Below are 18,727 nucleotides of genomic sequence, written 5' to 3'. Positions count from 1 at the left end.
GGACAGTACTAATGGGACCCATGAATCAGTCTCATCTGACCCATCTCGCCAGCCCTGCTTGGGCCCTGACGCTGCGTGCCGAACTGCTGCCCTGGCTGGAGCAGGCGGCCGACCTCGGCGAGGACGTGCTGGAGATCGGCCCCGGCCCCGGACTCACCACGGACCTGCTGCTGGAACTGACCACCCGGGTCACCGCGATCGAGATCGACCCGGACCTGGCCGCCCAGCTGCGCACCCGACTGGCCGACAGCCGCGCCGAGGTCATCCACGGCGACGTCACCGCACTGGAGTTGGAGCCGAACCGGTTCTCCGCGGCGACCTGCTTCTCGATGCTGCACCACATGGACTCGCCGCAGGCGCAGGACCAGCTGTTCGCACGGTTGCACCACCTCCTCCGTCCTGGGGCGCCACTGCTGGGAATCGACTCCGTCGACAGTGAGCGGATCCGGCGCGCCCACATCGACGACACCTACGTCCCGGTGGACCCGGCCACTCTTGACCAGCGCCTGCGGACGGCGGGATTCACGGACATCACCGTGGCCGGGCACAACGACTACCTGTTCCGCTTCAGCGCCGTGAGCAGCGCGCTGTAGCGGAACCGGGCGGGACGGTCGGTCAGGTGGCGGTGGCAGGTCCGGCGGTGACGCTGATGGTGACGTCGACCGGTTCGCAGTCCGGGGCGCCGACCGTGAGCCGGATCTCGCCCACGCCGGTGGGGCGCAGCACGGCCAGGGCGCGGCCCAGGTAGGTGTGGCGCTCCGTGGCGTCGAACTGCTCGTCGGTCGAGGGGTTCGCGCTCCCGAACCCGGCCAGGGCGCCGTCGCCGGTGACGGTGATGCTCACCGGCCGGTCGGCTGCGGTGTGCAGGGTTCCGTCGGGGTCGGTCAGGCTGATGGTGATGTACGCCAGGTCGCCGACCGCCGTGGTGATGGTCGGCCGGTCGGCCTCGGCGCGCAGCTGGACCGGGCCGGTGGCCGAACGCAGGGCGCTGCGGCCGGTCTCGGCGCCGTCCCGATAGGCGACGGCCACGAGTTCGCCGGGCTGGTGGACGGTGTCGAACTCGGTGCGGAAGCGGTGGTTCTCGCCGACCGGCCGCCGGCCCAGGGAGCGGCCGTTGACCAGGAGTTCGACCTCGTCGGCATCGCTGTAGACCTCCACGACGACGGGTGCGTCCTCGAAGCCGGGCCAGGTCCAGCTGGAGACGGTGTCGCTCCAGGCCCAGGGGGTGGACCACAGGGGTTGTCCGTAGTGCTCGGGCCGCTGGACCGCCAGGTAGGGCTGGGTGCGCAGGCCGAAGACGGTCTCGCGGTAGTAGGAGGCCGGGCGTCGGTGTCCGGTGATGTCGATGTCGCCGCAGCCGGCCAGCAGGTACGGATAGGGGGCGGAGAACGCGGGGCGGGGGTTGTCGGGGGTGAGGTACTGCGGTCGGCCGATGCCGACTTCGCCCAGGTAGTCCCAGCCGGTCCAGCCGAAGTCACCGATGACGTGCCCGTACTGCTTGACCAGTTTCCAGTTGCCGTCGATGCGGGTGGGGAAGGTCTCGGTGCCCAGGATGATCCGGTTCGGGAACAGCTCCCGGTCCGCGGCGTACCGGGCCTCCATGTAGTTCATGCCGGCCACGTCCAGGACCGCGAAGGACTCGGCGGTGCGCCGGGTCACCAGCTCGGAGGCGCCGATCGCGTTCATGCCCGCTGCCGGGTCGGCCATCAGGGTGTTGATGCCCGCGCCTTCGTCGGCCGCCGCCTGCTGCCTCATCGCTGCGAGGTCGGACATGACGGCCAGCATCCCGTTGATCCCGTTGGTGACGTAACGGGAGGGGTCCAGGGTGCGGACCTTCTCCGCAAGCCTGCGGCTCCATGCGGCTCCTGAGGGGGAGCCGACTTCGGGGATCTCGTTGCCGATGGAGTACAGGACGACGCTGGGGTGGTTGAAGTCCTTGGCGACCATGGCCTCGATGTCGCGCTCCCACCATTCGGGGAAGCTGAGGCTGTAGTCGAAGTCGCTCTTGGCCGAGGTCCACATGTCGAAGGCCTCGTCCACCACGAGCATGCCGATGCGGTCGCAGGCGTCCAGCATCGCCTTGCTCATCGGGTTGTGGGACATGCGGATCGCGTTGAAGCCGGCGTCCTTGAGGATCTGCACCCGACGTTCCTCGGCGCGGGCGAAGGTGGCCGCGCCCAGGATGCCGTTGTCGTGGTGGATGCAGGCACCGCGCAGTTTCACGCTCGCGCCGTTGATCCGCAGGCCGCGGCGCGGGTCCAGTTGCAGCGAGCGGATGCCGAAGGTGGCGGACTCGTTGTCCACTGCGCCGTCCTGGTCGGTCAACGCCACGCTCACGCTGTGGAGCGCGGGTGCGTCCGGGCTCCACAGCAGGGGGTTCTGCACGTAGAGACGCTGACGGGCCGTTGCCGGCTCACCGGGCAGGACGGTGATCCGGGACGCGTCGGTGGCGACCACCGTTCCGGCCGCGTCGTGGACCTCGGTGGCAACGTCGAGGGTCCGGATGGCGATCGAGTCGTTCTCGACCCGGGTGGCGACCTCCACCACTGCCTGCTCCCCGTCGATGTCGGGGGTGCTGACGCGGACGCCCTGGGGGGCGATCCGGGCCAGGCCGCCGACCAGCATCCAGGTGTCGCGGTAGATCCCGGCGCCGGTGTACCAGCGCGAGTCGCGGTGACTGCGGGCCTCGACCTTGATCTCGTTGTCCTGGCCGAACCGCAGGAAGCGGTCGGCGTCGATGTGGAACTGCGAGTAGCCGAAGGGGCGCTGCCCGGCGTAGTCGCCGTTGATGTGCACCGTCGCATCGCGGTACACGCCCTCGAACTCCAGCACGATCCGCTTGCCCCGGTACTCCTCGGGCACGTGGAAGGTCTTGCGGTACTCGAACGTCCCGCCGGGGAAGTAGGCGCCGGCTCCCCCCTCCATGCCGGTCCGGCCGCTGGGCGCGGTCCGTTCCTGCCCGATCATCGCGTCGTGCGGCACCGTCACCGGCTGGAACGGGACGGTGGCACCGCTCATCTCGGCGAAGGGGTTGACCTTGGGCCGGGTCTGCCAGCCGTCGTTGAAGGAAACGCGGATCAATGTGGGTCCTCTGTTCACATGCGGGAAGACGGGCCCGGGGCCGACCGCCGGGGAGCGGTCGGCCCCGGGGTGTCACACGGTCAGGGAGGCGGCCTGGCCGACCTCGGCCTGGTCCAGTTGCTCGGGCTTGGGGATCAGCAGCGCCAGCAGCGCACCGGCGGCGCAGGCGGCGGTTGCGAACCAGAAGCCGTTGGTGAAGCCGGAGTCCTTGTAGAACTGGGTGCCCTGCATCACCTTGCCGCCCTGAGCCATCAGCACGAAGGTGAGCTGGGTGAAGACCACCTGGGCTATGCCCACCAGCATGGCCTGGGCGCCGTTGGCGAGGGCCTGCTCCTTCGGCGAGACCGCCTCGATGATCATGATGGGGGCGACGGCGAGGACCAGCCCGGTGCCCGGGCCTCCCACCAGGCCCATGATGATCAGCTGGGCGGCCGTGTGGTGCAGCTGCGAGCCGAGCCCGTAGCCGACGGCGGCCAGCAGTGAGCCGACGATCAGCAGGATCCGGGTGTCGACCCGGCGGGCCAGCACCCCGGTCGCGACTGCCGAGGCGATGATCAGGATGCTCAGCGGGGAGGTGACCCAGGCGTTGTGGGTCGCCGTCCACCCCAGACCGTCGGAGATGGTGGGGATCCTCGGCATCAGCGCCAGCAGCTGTGTGTCCGTGCCGACCGCGTAGGTGGCGGCCGAGGTCACCGCGGTGGCCAGGAGCACGGCCCAGACCTGGCGCCGCTTCAACAGCGAGGTCGGGAACAGCGGGTGGGCGATCCGGCGCTCGACGAGTACGAAGGCGACCAGTGCCAGCAGGCCCCCGCCCACGTAGGCGAAGAACTTGCCGCTGGTCCAGCCCCAGCCCTGGCCCTGGCCGACCGCGTAGACGATCGCGGTCAGGCCCGCGCCCAGCAGTAGTCCGCCGAGCCAGTCCATCCGGCCGTGCTCCTCGCGGACCGGGCTCTCGGGCACGAAGGCCGCCAGGATCACCACGCACAGCGCGGTGGAGATCGCCATGAACCACAGCGCGCCGTGGAAGCCCCAGGTGTCCAGCAGCCACCCGGACAGGAACGGGCCGCCCAGAGCGACGATGCCGATGCTGCCGCCCAGCAACGCGCTGGCGGGTCCGACCAGGCGCCGGGGGAACACGTCGCGTGCCGTCGCGTAGGCCACGGCCGCAGCAGCGCCGTAGATCCCGGCGACGGCGCGGCCCACCAGCAGCATCGTGTAGTTGCTGGACAGCGCGGCGATCAGGTCGCCGACCAGGCCGAACACGGCGACGATGACCAGCACGCGCTTCTTGCCGTAGAGCCCGGCCGCCTTCACGGCGAACGGCAGCACGAACGTGGCAACCAGCAGGGCGCCCTGGGTGAACCAGACGATCTGCGTGGTGTGGAAATGGATGGCGACCTGGGCCTGGGCGTTGCCGCTCAGCAGGCTGACGATCGGATTCAGTGCGACGGCCCAGAGCAGGGCGACCAGGACGAGCACATGACGTGCGCTGAATCCTGTTCTTTCCTCTGTTGCTTGTGGTGCGGCCTCGGTGCGGGACATCGGTGTCCTTTCGGGCGGGCGGGGTGGGGGGTCGAGCTGGTAGGGCCGCGGGGGCGCTACGGTTTCCGGCCGACGAGTCGGCTCAGGTCGGCGGTGTCCAGGCGGTCACCGCTCATCGCCACCAGTCGGGAGAGCGGCAGCGATTCGACCATGCGGAAGATCGTGGGGTCGGCTGCGACAGCGGAGCCCTGAGCACCGCTCAGCATGCGGCGCAGCAGCGGTCCGCCGACCGGGTGCGCCAGCCACTCGCCGACCGGTGACTCCATGCGCAGGGGACGGAGCAACTGCGGGGCGTCCACGGTCACGGTGGCGGTCAGGCGCAGGTCACGGGATGAGGCGCCGACGCTGATCCGGAAGTCGCCACCCTCCAGGACCCAGCGGTCGTGCTCGGGACTGAAGAACGACAGGTCCCGAGCCCGGAGTTCGAAGTCCACGGGCGCGGACTGACCGGGGGCGAGTTCGAGCTTCGTGAAGGCCTTGAGTTCGCGGACCGGCCGGTCCAGTGAGCAGGCGAGGTCGGCGACGTAGACCTGGACGACCTCCCTTCCGGTGACCGGACCGGTGTTCGTCACGGTCAGGCTCAGCCGCACGACCGCGTCCTCGCCCACTCCCTCGACCGTGGTGCGCAGGTCGGAGTAGCCGAACGTGGTGTAGGACAGGCCGTGCCCGAAGGGATAAGCGACGGGGATGTCCTTGGCGTCGTAGTACCGGTACCCGACGTAGCCGCGTTCCCCGTACAGGACGGTCCCCGCGCTGCCGGGGAAGTTCAGGTAGGACGGGTTGTCCTGCAGGCGCAGCGGAATCGTCTCCGCCAACCGGCCGCTGGGGTTGGCGTGCCCGAGCAGCAGATCGGCGATGGCGCTGCCGCCGGCCTGACCGTTCAGCCAGCCCTCCAGCACCGCTCGGGCGTGGTGCTGCCAGGACGCGACCTCGACCACCCCACCGTTCGCCAGCACGACCACCACCTGGTCGTTGGCCTCGGCCACCGCCTCCAGCAGCCGGATCTGGACCTCCGGCAGGTGCAGGTGCTCGCGGTCGTGGCCCTCCGACTCCACCCCTTCGGCCAGCCCGAGGAACACGACGGCGACGTCGGCCGCTGCAGCCTCGGCCACCGCCTGCGCCAGCAGGTCCTGGTCGTCCTCGCCGGACAGGGTGAACCCCGGTGCGAACGACAGGGTCCACTGCTCGCCGGCGGCCCGGGTCAGTGCGTCGAGGGCGCTGTCGACGCGGATCGGGTTGATCCGTGAGCTGCCTGCGCCCTGGAACCTGGGCGTGCGGGCGAACTCCCCGATCACCGCCATGGTCAGCCCGGCCCCGGGGTCCAGGGGCAGTAGGGCGTTCTCGTTCTTCAGCAGCACCGCCGATTCGGCGGCCGCTCGCCTGGCCAACTGGTGGTGTTGCGCGAAGTCGACCTCCTGGACCGGCTCGTGAGGATGCGTCGTGCGGTTCACGAGCGTGAGCAGGCGGGCCACTGCCTGGTCGAGTACGGATTCCTCGACGATCCCGGTACGGACGGCCTGGACCAGCTTGCGGGCGCTGGTGCCGTTGGTGCCGGGCATCTCCAGGTCGAGGCCCGCAACCACGGCGGCCAAGGGGTCGGTGACCGCGCCCCAGTCCGAGACCACCAGGCCGTCGAAGCCCCATTCCCCACGGAGCACGTCGGTGAGCAACCAGCTGTTCTGGGCGGCGTGGACGCCGTTGACCTTGTTGTAGGCGGCCATCACGGTCCAGGGCTGCGCGGTGGTGACGATGTGCTCGAAGCCCGCCAGGTAGATCTCGCGCAGGGTGCGCGTGTCGACCTCGGCGCTGATCTGCATCCGGTCGGTCTCCTGGTTGTTGGCGGCGAAGTGCTTCACCGACGCGCCCACGCCCCGGCTCTGGATGCCACGGACCAGTGCAGCCCCCAGACGCCCGCTGATCACCGGATCCTCGGAGAGGTATTCGAAGTTGCGTCCGCACAGCGGCGACCGCTTGATGTTGAGGCCGGGTCCCAGCAGCACCGAGACCCCGGCGGCGCGGCTCTCGGCGCCCAGCGCCTCACCGACGCGGTCGAGGAGGTCCACATCCCAGGAGGACCCGAGGGCCGCCGCGGTGGGGAAGCAGGTGGCGGGCAGGCTCGCGTCGAAGCTGAAGCTCTCCGCTCCGGGGTCCACCCGGCGGACGCCGTGCGGGCCGTCCGTCAGGGTGATCGAGGGGATCCCCAGCCGCTCGACCGGCGTGCTCGCCCAGGCCTCCGATCCAGACAGCAGAGCGGCCTTCTCCTCCAGGGTCAGAGCGGCCAGGGTTACTGGGACGTCCATCTCGTCGTGCACAGAAAATCCTTTGGTCGTGGCCATGCGAAGTCCTCGATGCAGACGCGCATCGTTCGAGGCGGCACCCACCCGAAGGCGAAGTAACGCGCGTTATCAACGCGCGTTAGTAGTGAACCTTGAGGATCGTGACAGTGGCAAGACTTGCTTCCGTAACGAACGCGTAACCTGCCCCGGGGCTGGTCACCCAAGGCGGACCTGGATTAACGCGCGTTATGGGGGCTTACGATGGGAACGTCAACAGGACCGGCATTCCGTGACGAGAGGGCCATGAGCCGACCCGCCAAGCGCAGCACCAGCCAGGACGTAGCCCGCGCCGCCGGCGTGTCCCGCACCACCGTGAGCTTCGTCCTCAACGACAAGCCAGGCCTGTCGATCCCGGAGGAGACAAGGAGCCGCATCCTCGACGCCGCTCAGCGTCTGGACTACCGACCGCTGGCCTCCGCACGTGCGCTGGCCGCCGGCCGCAGCGATGTCGCCCTGCTCTCCATCCCCGACATGCCGATCGGCCCGGCCATCAGCCGGTTCGTCGAGGAACTCGCCACGGCACTCGCCCAGCACGGCTTGACCCTGGTCACCCACCTTGAGGGAGCCCACGGCAAGGCGCTGCAGGATGTGTGTGCGACCGTGGGCGCGTCGGTGGTGATCGGCTTCGTGCCGTTCGATCCCGACACCGCCCAAGCCCTCTACCGGGCCGGTGCCGACACCGTGCTTCCTTCGGAGCCGGACGATTCCCGCGACATGCGGCTGGCCGGTCGCCTCCAGGCCGAGCACCTGATCGGCCGCGGGCACCGACGCATCGGCTATGCCTTTCCCGGACACTCCGGACTGCATCAGATGGCCGAGGAGCGCCTGCGCGGCGCCATCGACGCCTGCCACGATGCCGGCATCGACCCACCCGTGGTCGTGACCACAGACCTGGAGATCGCCGGCGCAGTGCAGGCGGTGACCCGTTGGGAGGCGGAATCCGTCACCGGCATCTGTGCCTTCAACGACGAGACAGCGATCGCCGTCCTGGCAGGGATGCACGAACGCGGCCTCAGCGCTCCGGCGGACTTCGCCGTCATCGGGGCAGACGATATTCCCACTGCCCGGCTGACCATCCCGGCCCTCACCACCGTCTCCTTCAACCTCCACGAGGTGGGCCGCCGGCGCGCCGAAGCGGTCATGGCCAGCCTGTCCGGCCGCCAGCCTGCCGCCACCTCCATGCCCGACGACCAGGTGCAGGTCGTACAGCGTTCCTCGACCTGAAGATCGGGGACGTGGACGCGCTCGGCGCGGAACGCCGCACAATACCTCCCTCCGACCCTACTTGTGTCGTAGGATCGAAGAATGCTGTTCGCCACTCCCCAGCTGACCCCTGATGACCTCCGCGTCCTCGACGAGATCGAGGCGCTCCGCACCGCGTTCCGTCACCAGCTCGCTCAACCGCGCCGTTGGGAGGGACAGCTCCGCCGTTCGCTCACTGCGGCCGCGGTACGGGGGTCGACCCATATCGAGGGCTACACGATCAGTGCTGAGGAGGCCGAGACCTTGGTGGCCGGCGGGGACATCTCAGCCGAGACCGACGAGGCCACTCGCAACGCCGTCACCGGGTACCGCGACGCCCTCACCTACATCCAGCACGCCTCGGACTTCCAGATCTTCGCCTGGGACCACACCCTGCTCTCGGCTCTGCACTTCATGATGCTCAGGGCTGTCGACAAGCGGGTACGTCCCGGCGAATACCGCACCAGTGGGGTCTGGGTTTCCGGCGGCCCGAACCGACCGCCGATCTACACCGCTCCCGACCCCGAGCAGGTACCCGGCCTCATGGGCGAGCTCCTGCACTGGCTCGCCGAGGAGGAGTTGGACACTCCGGCCCTCGTACGGGCATCCATGGCGCACCTCAATCTCGTCTCCATCCATCCGTGGCGTGATGGGAACGGCCGCATGTCCAGGGCCGTCCACACACTCGTTCTGGCACGCGAGGGCATCCTCGCCCCTGAGTTCTCCAGCATCGAGGAGTGGCTCGGCGCGGACGAGTACAACACCCGGGAGTACTACGGCGCCCTGCGGGACGTCCAGGCCGGTTCCTGGCAGCCGGAGCATGATGCCGGCTCCTGGATCAGGTTCTGCCTCACTGCCCACCACCTCCAGGCCCAGGAAGTGCAGCGCCGCTTCGAAGCGGCGGCGCGGTTGTGGTTCCGTCTGGAGCGTCTTGCCTCGGAACACCGCCTCGACGAGCGCACCGTCTCCGCTCTGTACGCGGCCACGGAGGGGCATCTGCGTCGTACGACCTACCAGGCTGAGGAAGCCCTCACACGCGACCAAGCTCTTGCCGACCTCCGTACGCTGCGCCGCCTGGACCTCATCGAGCCGGTCGGTCATGCCCGGACCCAGCGGTACATCGGCGGCTCCGCCCTCCACAAGATCCGCTCCGCGGTCCAAGCGGAGGTCCACGCCGACCTCTACCGCGAGCCCTACGATCAGCCGTGAGACCGGTTACCCGCCGACTGCACCGCCCCGGGTGGCGGTTCGCCGGAGTTGAGTGGCGATCAGGGTGTAGATCTCCCTGGCCCTTTCGTCGTTTCTGACGTCGTAGCCGTGGTCGGCTCCGGCCACGTTGTGGAGTTCGATCAGTGCCCCGGCGGTGCGTAGGCGTTCGGCGTAGTGCTCGGCCTCCGGGCGGAGCAGGTCGAGTTCGGCGGTGATGACCAGGCCCGGGGCGATGCCGGTGAGGTCGGTGGTGTCCGTCGGGTGGGCGGGGGAGGCCAGGCGGTCGGTGCGGTGCTGCGGGTTCGGGATGTAGGAGTTGTTGAAGATCTCGGCCATCCACGGCCGCAGTTCGGAGCCCTTGATCGGTGTGCCCTTGTCCCTGAAGCCGGTGGCCAGGTCGAGCGGCGGGTAGTGCAGGACCTGGAGGGCGATGGCGGGGCCGCCCTGCTCCAGGGCCTGCCGGGCCACGGCAGCAGCGAGGCCGCCGCCCGCGCTCTGGCCGCCGATGGAGAGCCTGGCGCCGTCCCAGCCGTGCTCGGCACCGTGCTCGGCTACCCACCGCACCACCTCGAAGGCCTGGCGGGGCGGTGCGGGGAAGCGGTGCTGCGGGGCGAGCACGTAGTCGACATTGACCACGACGACTCCCGCCTGGGCGGCGAGGCAGCGGCAGAGCGGGTCGTCGAGCTGTGTCAGCGGCAGGACGTAGCCGCCGCCGTGGAAGTTGACGTGCACCGGGGGCAGCTCGTCGCCGTCCGCGGGGGAGTACACCACGGCGCGCGCGGGTCCGATCGAGGTGGGGATCGTCAGCTCGCGGGTGTTGCCCGGGAACTCCGGGAAGCGCACCGGTGAGCTGCGGCGCTCGCTCAGCCGGACCAGACGCTGAAAGCCCTTCGCGGCCAGGGCGGCGACCGCGGGCCTTGCCAGAACGGACATACGGCGGCTCCCTCTTGCCTCTGCCTACTTCTTCAGGCGCTCCGCGGCCAGTTGCCGCAGCTCGCTGGACTTGATCTTGGCGTTGCCGGTGAGCGCGATCTCGTCCTCGCGGAAGAACAGGACGTGGCGGGGCACCTTGTAGCTCGCCAGCCGCTCCCGCAGGAAGGTACGGATCGTCTCGGCGTCGAGGTCCACGCCCTGCTGCGGCACGATACAGGCGACCACGAGCTCGCCGAGGGTCTCGTGCGGCACGCCGACGGTCTGCGCCACCCTGACCCCGGGACAGCCGGTCAGCGCCTCGTCCACCTCCAGCGGGGAGACGTTGGCGCCGCCGGTCTTGATGATGTCGGTGAGCCGGCCCTCCCAGTGCAGCAGGCCGCCGTCGTCGAGACGGCCGCCGTCACCCGAGCGGAAGAAGCCCTCGGCGTCGAGCGTCTCGTCCAGCGGGGTGCCGAGGTAGCCCAGCATCAGCGTGGGGCCCTTGACGCAGATCTCGCCGCGTTCGCCCCGTGGCAGGACGGTGCCGGTGAGCGGGTCGACGATCTTGACGGTCACTCCGGGCAGTGCCTCGCCGCTGCTGCCGCAGTGGACCTCGGGCGGGGTGTTGGCGGGGAAGCAGGTGGTGATGGTGAAGGTCTCGGTGTTGCCGTAGGCGTGGCCGGGCTCGAACCACCTGGCCGACACCGTGGGGTGGCCCGCGATCGGGGTGTTGAAGTCCACGAACCGCATGCTGCTCAGATCCGTCTCGGACCACCGGGGCGAGCCCTCCAGCTGCGCCCACTGGTGCGGCCAGGCGAACGGGAAGGTGACCTGTTCCGCCTGCATCAGCTCCAGTGCCCCGGCGGCGGCGAAGGTCGGTTGCAGGACCAGGGCGCCGCCGGCGGCGAGGGTCGCGCCCAGGGCCATGGCGAAGTTGCCGGACCAGAACAGACCGTTGGCCGTCCAGCAGCGGACCCGGTCCTGCGGACCGAAGCCGTACATCCGCCGGCAGCGCCACATCTGGATGGTCACGCCGCGGTGCGCGCTGAGGATGCCCTTGGGCCTGCTGGTGGAGCCGGAGGAGAAGAACAGCACGGCCGGGTCGCTGGGCCGCACCGCGGCCGCGGTCGCCTCCACCAGCTCGCGCGGCTCCTGCTGACCGTGCGTCAGGAATCCGTCCCAGGGCTCCAGTGCGCCGCCGGGCATCGGCTCCCCGAGCACGGCGAGACGGCGCAGGAACGGGAAGCGCACCGACCGGAGCGTGCCGGGCGCGGACCGGCCGATCGCGGGCTCCAGCTCGGTCAGCACGGCGGCGAAGTCCTTGGTCAGCACCGTGCGCTCGAACAGCAGCACCGAGATGCCGGAGGCCTGCAGCATGTGGTCCAGCTCCGGGGCGGTGGAGAAGGTGCTGAGGGTGACCGCCACGCCCCCGGCGAGCGAGATCCCGAAGACCGCCGCGATCCACTCCGGCCGGTTGGTCATCAGCACACCGACCCGGCCGCCCCGGTCAAGCCCGCCCGCGCGCAGCGCCCGGGCCACCTCGACCGAGCGCTCCCGGAGTTCGGCGTAGGTCCACCGGGTGACGCCGTCGGGCGTGCGCAGCACCACCGCCTCGCGCTCGCCGTACAGCGCGGTGACCTGGTCCAGGAAGCCGGGCAGGGTCAGTGCGCCGAGCCCCGGTTCGGCGTCCAGCGGCGGGCCCGACACCAGTGAGAGGGAACGTTCGGATCCGGCGCCCATCGCCGACCACCTCCTTCGCGTCTCGCGGCCGGGGTGTCCCCGGCCGGGGGCTAGAGCGGCAGCTCGACCTCGGCCGTGCAGTCCACCACCACGTCGCCGTTCTGGTTGGTGAGCCGCAGCTTGACCTGGACCAGCGGCACGCCCCAGACCGACTCCCGCTCCTTGCCGACCACCTCGGCGTCGAAGTAGGTGGCGTCGCCCTCGAAGGCGGGCCCGCGGAAGCTGGACCTGGAGTGGCGCACCATGCCGTCGTGGCCGGCCCAGTAGGCGAGGTAGTCGGTGCACCAGGCGCCCATCGTGGCGCCGTAGCCGTAGGCGCGGGCCATGCCGACCTGGCCGGCCCTGGCCGCGTCGATGTGGCCGCGCGAGGGGCCGACGTACAGTCCGTCGCGCTTGCGCGGGTCGATCCTGGCGTCCTCCTCGTCGAAGGCGAAGCCCTCGGTCCAGCCCGGGTCCTGGTAGACCCAGGGGTCCTCGACGCCGGGCGGGGAGACCCAGCGGAAGGTGCCCCAGATGTTGAAGACGAAGGCGCGGTACTCGGTGGTGAAGCTGGCGATGCTGTGCGGGCCGAGCACCCGCCGTGGCAGCCGGTCGCCGACCTTGACCTCGTCGAAGCGCGGCGAGACGCCGGTGCGGTTGGACATCAGCCAGTCGCGGCGCAGCTGCTCCAGCTCGACCAGTTCGGCCTCGGTCCACTGCTTCACCGCGCCGAGCTGGCTCTGGTACATCCCGCGCTTCTCGGCCTCGGCGGAGAGGTAGCGGATCGCGGTCGACCGCTCGCGCGCCACCAGGGTGCCGTGCTGGTTGGTGTGGGTGGTGTCGCCGCGCGCGAACATGGTGGGTCCGGCGAACTTGGTCTCGGTCACCTTGTAGTCGTGGAACCGCCGTTCCTGGAACAGCTGGTCGCCCACCCGCACCGGGCAGCCGTAGAACCACCACTCCTCGCCGCCGAAGATCAGGTGGCTGTCGGGGATGTGGCCGACGCAGGCGGGCGCGGCGCCGTGTCCGTAGTCCAGGCCCACGGCGATCGACTGCGGCGCGATCAGGCCGCCGAACCTGGAGTCGCGGGCGAACTCCTGGTCCCAGTGCAGCGGGTTGGGGTAGTCCATCGCCATCACCCAGCGGCGGATGTCGGTGGAACTGCACGGGTCCCACAGCTGGCCGCCGCCGACCGGCTTGCCCACGCGGTGGTCGACGTCGGAGAGGTCGAGTTCGACAGACTTGCTCACAGGTGCTCCTGACTACCGGTTGACGTCGACGAGGATGCGGCCCCGCACCTTGCCGTCCATGAGTTGGCCCGCTGCGGCCACGGCCTCGCCCAGGGCGACCTCCTGGGCGATCACCTCCAGGGCGATCGCGTCCAGATCGCGTGCCAGCCGGGCCCAGGCCGCCGTGCGCGGTCCGGCCGGCGCCATCACGCTGTCGATGCCCAGCAGCGACACCCCGCGCAGGATGAACGGGGCCACCGACGCGGGGAAGTCCATGCCCTGGGCCAGGCCGCAGGCGGCGACCGCGCCGCCGTACCGGGTCTGGGCGCAGGCGTTCGCCAGCGTGTGGCTGCCCACGGCGTCGACGACGCCGGCCCAGCGCTCCTTCTGCAGCGGCTTTCCGGCCCCGGCCAGCTCGGCGCGGTCCAGTACCGTCGCGGCGCCGAGCTGCTGGAGGTAGTCGGCCTCGCTGGCCTTGCCGGTCGCCGCGGCCACCGTGAAGCCGGCCGCGGTCAGCAGGGTGATCGCGACGCTGCCGACGCCGCCGGTGGCCCCGGTCACCAGGATCTCGCCCTGGTCCGGGCGCACTCCGTGGTCCAGCAGGGCGTCCACGCACAGGGCCGCCGTGTAGCCGGCGGTGCCGATGGCCATCGCCTGACGGGCGGTGAAGTCGGCGGGCAGCGGCACCAGCCAGTCCCCGTTGACGCGGGCGCGCTGGGCCAGGCCGCCCCAGTGGCTCTCGCCGACGCCCCAGCCGTTGAGCACCACCCGGTCGCCCTGCCGCCAGGCCGGGTGGGTGCTGGCGGTGACCACCCCGGCGAGGTCGATGCCGGGCACCATCGGGAACCGGCGTACCACCGGGGAGGCGCCGGTGATGGCGAGGCCGTCCTTGTAATTGAGCGTCGAATAGGCGACGTCGATGCTGACGTCGCCGTCCGGAAGCTCGGCCTCGGCCAGGTTCGCGAGCGCAGCCGACTGCCCCGCCTCGCCTTTCTCGATCAGAATTGCCGAAAACATTCGGAGAGCCTGTCCCTTCTCGGCTTCGCGCATGGTAAGGGCAGTCTCGATCCTGGAGAGTCGGGGTATCCAGTTGATCTTCACAACCGAGCGCGGCCCGCATCTGCGGCAGTGGCGCCTCCCGCCGAGGGCATGATCACCGGCCGCCATAGGCACCGACGGGCCCTCAGATGTGGGAAGTAGCTCAATCTCGATATCAAGAATCACATTCTCTCTAGCGAGTATGATGCTTCCACAGGCGAGGACGGACCGTCAACCCACGTGTCACTACGGTGCCGGAGAACGATCGGTGCCGATCGGATAGCAAACCGTATTGAAAAGGGTTGATCTACTAGTAGGCTCCGCTGACACGGCGCGGACCCCAATCGGAGTAGTCCGCCATTGCTGACATGCCGGGGACTTCTGTGGCACTCCATGCAAGAGCGGCGACACGACAGGCCGAAGAGGATTCGACGGACGGGGCGGGGACCGGCGACGAAGCGCCGGCAGCCGCGGCGCCGCGGCGCGGGCCGGCCCGGCAGCTCTCGCTGCGGACCGTCCTGCTGATCCTGGCCCTGGTGCCCACCATCGCGGTCGTCGTCCTGTGGGCGATGAACTCGGTGCAGCTGTACGACAACTGGCACACCGCCAACGACCGCAACACGGTCGGCAAGGCCGGCGCCGCCCCGATCTACGCGGTCTTCTACAACCTGCAGGCGGAGCGGCAGCTGAGCGCCGCCGCGATCGCCGACCCGAACGCCTACCGGAAGCAGCTGGCGACCCAGCGGCAGGCCACCGACGCGGCCGTGGCCAGCGTGCAGGCCGTGTCCGCCACCAATCCCAGCAGCATGATCACCAACTTCCTGACGGCCAGTCCGGGGGTGAATCAACTGGCCGGATTCCGCAGCGCGATGGACAAGGGGACCGCCGGCCAGCAGCAGACCTTCGACAGCTACACCGCGGTCATCGCCCACGACCTGGGGCTGTTCAACACCTACTTCGACGTGAACATCGCCGACCTGGCCACCATCGGCCGGCCGGTGATGCCGGCCCAGTGGGCCCTGGAGATGATCTCCCGGGAGAGCGCGATCTTCACCGCCGGGACGGTGAGCGGCCACTTCTCCAGCAGCCAGCGCATCCAGATCGCCCAACTGGTCGGCGCCCAGCAGGACCTGTACAACAACCAGGTCATCCCGCTGCTGCCGGCCCAGTTCGCCACGCTGTACCAGGGCGTGCTGTCCGGGTCGGGCTGGAAGCAGAAGACCGCGGTGGAGAACGCGGTGCTGACCGCCCCGGTCGACGGCAGCGGACGCTCCGACGTGCCCGCCCAGATCGGCAAGCAGTGGCAGGCGGCCCTCGGCGGAGTCGCACCCCGGTTGAACGACCTCGGCAGCCAGTTCGGCGCCTACAACATCAGCATCTCCGCCAACCGGCTCGACGGCCTGCTGTCCACGCTGGTCACCAACAGCGCGGTCGGCGGCGGCGCCGTGCTCCTGGTGATGCTGATCTCCATCCGGCTCACCTGGGTGCTGCGCCGCCGGATCTTCGCGCTGCGCGACGCCGCCGGCGACATGCAGACCCGGCTGCCGGACCTGGTGGACCGGCTGGGCCGCGGCGAGACGGTGGACCTGGACGCCGAGCTGCCCGAGATCGACCACGGCAGCGACGAACTCGGCACTCTCGGCCAGGCCCTCAACCAGGCCAGGACCACCTCCCTGGAGACCGCGGTACGCCAGGCCGAGCAGTACCGCGGCTTCGAACGACTGCTGCAACGCATCGCCCGGCGCACCCAGCTGCTGATCGGCATGCAGATGAAAAGGCTCGGCGAGATGGAGCGGCGGCACGAGGACGCCGAGGTGCTGGAGGGCCTGTTCGACCTCGACCACCTGGCGGCCCGGCTGCGGCGCTACGAGGAGAACCTGGTGATCCTGGGCGGGGGACAGCCGCAACGGCGCTGGCGCAAACCGGTGATGCTGCTCGACGTGCTGCGTTCGGCGCAGGGCGAGGTGCAGGACTACCGCCGGATCCGGATCGAGACCGAGGGCCAGTCGCTGCTGTCCGAGCGCGCGGTCGGACCGATGGTGCACGTGCTGGCCGAGCTGATGGAGAACGCGGTCACCTTCTCCAAGCCGCCCTCCCCGGTGGAGGTCTCCGCCGCCCGGGTGGGACGCGGCCTGGCCATCGAGATCGAGGACCGCGGCATGGGCATGGACCCCGAGCAGTACGCCGAGGCCAACCAGCTGATGGTGGCCCCGCCCCGGATGGACGTGATCTCCCGGGCCGACGACGCCCGGCTGGGCCTGTACGTGGTCGCCCGGCTCGCCGCCAACCTGGGCCTCAAGGTGGAGCTGCGGCCCTCCTCCTTCGGCGGTACCCGGGTGGTGGTGCTGATCCCGCCGGAGCTGATCGCGGAGGAGCGGCGGCCGGTCCAGGAGGCGCCGAACGGCTATCCGCCGCCCCCGGCCCAGCTCTCGGTGATCGAGGACCCCGGCTCCGGGCCCGCAGGCTCCGACTACCTGGACGACCCGTACGGCGGCCCCGGCTCCACCGGCTCCGGCGAACCCGTCGGTCCGCACGCCTACCCCGCCGAGCACGAGGAGGTGTTCGCCCGTCCGCTGATCGGCCCCTGGATCGAGCCGTCCGCCCCGGCGGCCGCGGCCACCGCGCCCAAGCGGCTGGAGCCGCTGCCCAAACGGGTGCGTCAGGCCAGCCTGGCCGCCGGACTCCAGGAGCCGCCGCCCCGGTACGACGACGACGGGCCCTACGCCGCGTCCGCCGCGCAGCCCCTGCCGCGGCGCGGCGAACCGCGCCGCTCCGGGGCCGCCGTCGGCGCCTTCCAGCGCCAGTCCCGGCTGGCCCGGCTGGCCACCGACCCCGACCACCACCCCACCCACCCCTCACCGGGTCACGACCGCACCCGGAAGGAAGACGGAAGATGACACAGCGCACCACAGCCACCAACGAGGACCTCGACTGGTTGCTCGACCGGCTGGTCGACCAGGTACCCGGCACCAGGAACGCCATCGTGCTGTCCGACGACGGACTGGTGGTCAGCCAGTCCGCCGGCGTCGCCCGCGCCGACGCCGAGCGGCTGGCCGCCATCGCCACCGGCCAGCAGAGCCTGGCCCGCGGGGTGGGCGAGGTGTTCGGCGGGGGACCGGTCCAGCAGGTCATCGTCGAACTCGCCGACCTCTGGCTGTTCATCAGCGCCGCCGGCCGGGGCACCCATCTGGCGGTGGTGGCCGGCCAGGAGGTCGACGCCGAAGTGATGGCCGTGGCCATGCACACCCTGGTGCTCCAGGTCGGACAGCGACTGGGCACCGAGGTACGGGTCACCGGGATGAACGCGGAGGGCGGTGTTCGTGGGTGAACCACTGGACCGAGGAGAACGACGACCAGGACCCGGAGCAGACCCTGGTCCGGCCGTACACCATCACCCATGGGCGGACCACCTCGGCACGCGACGACCTGACCCTGATCACGGTGATCGCCACCGTGCCCTGGCCGGCCGAGCAGCCGGTCACCCGGGGCCTGCAACCCGAGCACCGGCTGATCCTGCAGCAGTGCGGCAGGCCGGTGGCGCTGGCCGAGGTGGCAGCCGGACTCAACCTGCCGGTGGCGATCACCAAGATCCTCATCGCGGACCTGATCGAACTCGGCGGAGTGACCGCACGGCCGCCGTTGAAGATCGCCGTGGGCGCAGGTCCTGACATGACCCTTCTTCAGGCGGTGAGAGATGGCCTACTCAGACTCTGACAACCGGGTCTCCGCAGCGGAAGCACCCGCTGCGGTGAAGATCCTGATCGCCGGCGGTTTCGGCGTGGGCAAGACCACCATGGTGGGGGCGGTGAGCGAGGTGGCGCCGCTGCGCACCGAGGAGCACCTGACCGTCGCCGGCGTCGGTGTGGACGACATCGGCGGGGTGGAGCAGAAGACCACCACCACGGTGGCGCTGGACTTCGGCCGGATCACCGTCAGCCCGCAACTGGTGGTGTACCTGTTCGGCACCCCGGGCCAGGAGCGCTTCTGGTTCATGTGGAACGACCTGGTGCACGGCGCGCTGGGCGCGGTGGTGCTCGCCGACACCCGGCGGCTGGAGAGCAGCTTCGGCTCCATCGACTTCTTCGAGAACCGCGGCATCCCCTTCGTGGTCGGCGTCAACTGCTTCGACGGCCGCCAGGACCGCACCCTTCCGGAGATCCGCGACGCGCTGGACCTGGACCCGAGGGTGCCGATCCTGATGGGCGACCTGCGCCGGCGCGACGTCAGCCGCGACCTGCTGCTGGCACTGGTGGAGCATCTGATGGCTGAGCAGCGGGCGGTCGCCACGTACTGATCCCCGTCGCCGCGCCTGATCCCTTGACGGGGCGTCAGAGCAGGCGGAGCATCTAGCGCATACCGAGCCGGGCAGATCCTGCCCGGCCTACCAATGTCCTTGTTAACGCTCACAGATGAGGGTGC

At 70.3% G+C, this 18,727-nt stretch carries 14 protein-coding genes; 7 read left to right on the top strand and 7 right to left on the bottom strand.

The window, feature by feature from the left end; all coding sequences use genetic code 11:
• Positions 1-20 precede the first annotated feature (20 nt).
• On the top strand, positions 21-593 hold the full coding sequence (locus tag IF29_RS0112110; protein ID WP_030253272.1) for a class I SAM-dependent methyltransferase: 573 nt from the start codon (positions 21-23) through the stop codon (positions 591-593).
• Positions 594-615: 22 nt separating this feature from the next.
• Here the strand turns inward: IF29_RS0112110 and IF29_RS0112105 are convergent, their stop codons facing one another.
• The 3 genes from IF29_RS0112105 to IF29_RS0112095 all read right to left on the bottom strand — a co-directional run bounded on the left by IF29_RS0112105 (position 616) and on the right by IF29_RS0112095 (position 6,959).
• Positions 616-3,081 (bottom strand): glycoside hydrolase family 2 TIM barrel-domain containing protein, encoded by a 2,466-nt coding sequence (locus tag IF29_RS0112105; RefSeq protein WP_030253270.1) that lies wholly within the window; start codon positions 3,079-3,081, stop codon positions 616-618.
• Positions 3,082-3,153: 72 nt separating this feature from the next.
• A complete protein-coding gene (locus tag IF29_RS0112100; protein WP_037594953.1) occupies positions 3,154-4,623 on the bottom strand; it encodes an MFS transporter in 1,470 nt (489 codons plus the stop codon).
• A 56-nt stretch (positions 4,624-4,679) separates the two neighbouring features.
• On the bottom strand, positions 4,680-6,959 hold the full coding sequence (locus IF29_RS0112095) for a glycoside hydrolase family 3 C-terminal domain-containing protein (protein WP_198037417.1): 2,280 nt from the start codon (positions 6,957-6,959) through the stop codon (positions 4,680-4,682).
• A 201-nt stretch (positions 6,960-7,160) separates the two neighbouring features.
• Between IF29_RS0112095 and IF29_RS0112090 the strand changes: the two genes are divergently transcribed.
• Positions 7,161-8,183 carry a LacI family DNA-binding transcriptional regulator gene (locus IF29_RS0112090; RefSeq protein WP_084713974.1) on the top strand — a complete coding sequence of 341 codons (1,023 nt, stop codon included), beginning with the start codon at positions 7,161-7,163 and terminating at the stop codon, positions 8,181-8,183.
• A gap of 81 nt (positions 8,184-8,264) precedes the next feature.
• Positions 8,265-9,410 (top strand): Fic family protein, encoded by a 1,146-nt coding sequence (locus tag IF29_RS0112085; RefSeq protein WP_030253263.1) that lies wholly within the window; start codon positions 8,265-8,267, stop codon positions 9,408-9,410.
• Positions 9,411-9,416: 6 nt separating this feature from the next.
• Here IF29_RS0112085 and IF29_RS0112080 read toward each other — a convergent pair whose 3' ends face one another.
• The 4 genes from IF29_RS0112080 to acuI are packed head-to-tail and all read right to left on the bottom strand — an operon-like array spanning position 9,417 to position 14,287.
• Entirely contained in the window at positions 9,417-10,343 is a 927-nt protein-coding gene (locus IF29_RS0112080) for an alpha/beta hydrolase fold domain-containing protein (RefSeq protein ID WP_030253262.1), read from the bottom strand.
• Between the two features lie 24 nt (positions 10,344-10,367).
• On the bottom strand, positions 10,368-12,062 hold the full coding sequence (locus IF29_RS0112075) for a class I adenylate-forming enzyme family protein (RefSeq protein WP_030253260.1): 1,695 nt from the start codon (positions 12,060-12,062) through the stop codon (positions 10,368-10,370).
• Positions 12,063-12,112: 50 nt separating this feature from the next.
• On the bottom strand, positions 12,113-13,291 hold the full coding sequence (locus IF29_RS0112070) for a MaoC family dehydratase (protein WP_030253258.1): 1,179 nt from the start codon (positions 13,289-13,291) through the stop codon (positions 12,113-12,115).
• 12 nt (positions 13,292-13,303) lie between these two features.
• A complete protein-coding gene (acuI, locus tag IF29_RS0112065) occupies positions 13,304-14,287 on the bottom strand; it encodes an acrylyl-CoA reductase (NADPH) (RefSeq protein WP_030253256.1) in 984 nt (327 codons plus the stop codon).
• Positions 14,288-14,691: 404 nt separating this feature from the next.
• On the opposite strand from acuI, the gene IF29_RS0112060 reads away from it, so the two are divergent.
• Genes IF29_RS0112060 through IF29_RS0112045 form a run of 4 tightly spaced genes read left to right on the top strand, consistent with a single transcriptional unit; the run spans position 14,692 to position 18,602 of the window.
• Positions 14,692-17,205 carry a sensor histidine kinase gene (locus IF29_RS0112060; RefSeq protein ID WP_051725208.1) on the top strand — a complete coding sequence of 838 codons (2,514 nt, stop codon included), beginning with the start codon at positions 14,692-14,694 and terminating at the stop codon, positions 17,203-17,205.
• Entirely contained in the window at positions 17,202-17,636 is a 435-nt protein-coding gene (locus IF29_RS0112055; RefSeq protein ID WP_030253253.1) for a roadblock/LC7 domain-containing protein, read from the top strand. The genes IF29_RS0112060 and IF29_RS0112055 overlap by 4 nt, the downstream gene beginning before the upstream one ends.
• Positions 17,633-18,022 carry a DUF742 domain-containing protein gene (locus IF29_RS0112050; protein ID WP_030253251.1) on the top strand — a complete coding sequence of 130 codons (390 nt, stop codon included), beginning with the start codon at positions 17,633-17,635 and terminating at the stop codon, positions 18,020-18,022. Before IF29_RS0112055 ends, IF29_RS0112050 begins: the two co-directional genes overlap by 4 nt.
• Positions 18,003-18,602: a GTP-binding protein gene (locus IF29_RS0112045; RefSeq protein ID WP_030253249.1), complete on the top strand. Its 600-nt coding sequence runs from the start codon at positions 18,003-18,005 to the stop codon at positions 18,600-18,602. Before IF29_RS0112050 ends, IF29_RS0112045 begins: the two co-directional genes overlap by 20 nt.
• The last annotated feature ends 125 nt before the right edge of the window (positions 18,603-18,727 follow it).

This window comes from Streptacidiphilus jeojiense, from assembly GCF_000719095.1.
In the GTDB taxonomy this organism is placed as follows: domain Bacteria; phylum Actinomycetota; class Actinomycetes; order Streptomycetales; family Streptomycetaceae; genus Streptacidiphilus; species Streptacidiphilus jeojiensis.
Note: the sequence above shows the minus strand (reverse complement) of the source record. Positions and strands in the feature narration are given on the sequence as shown.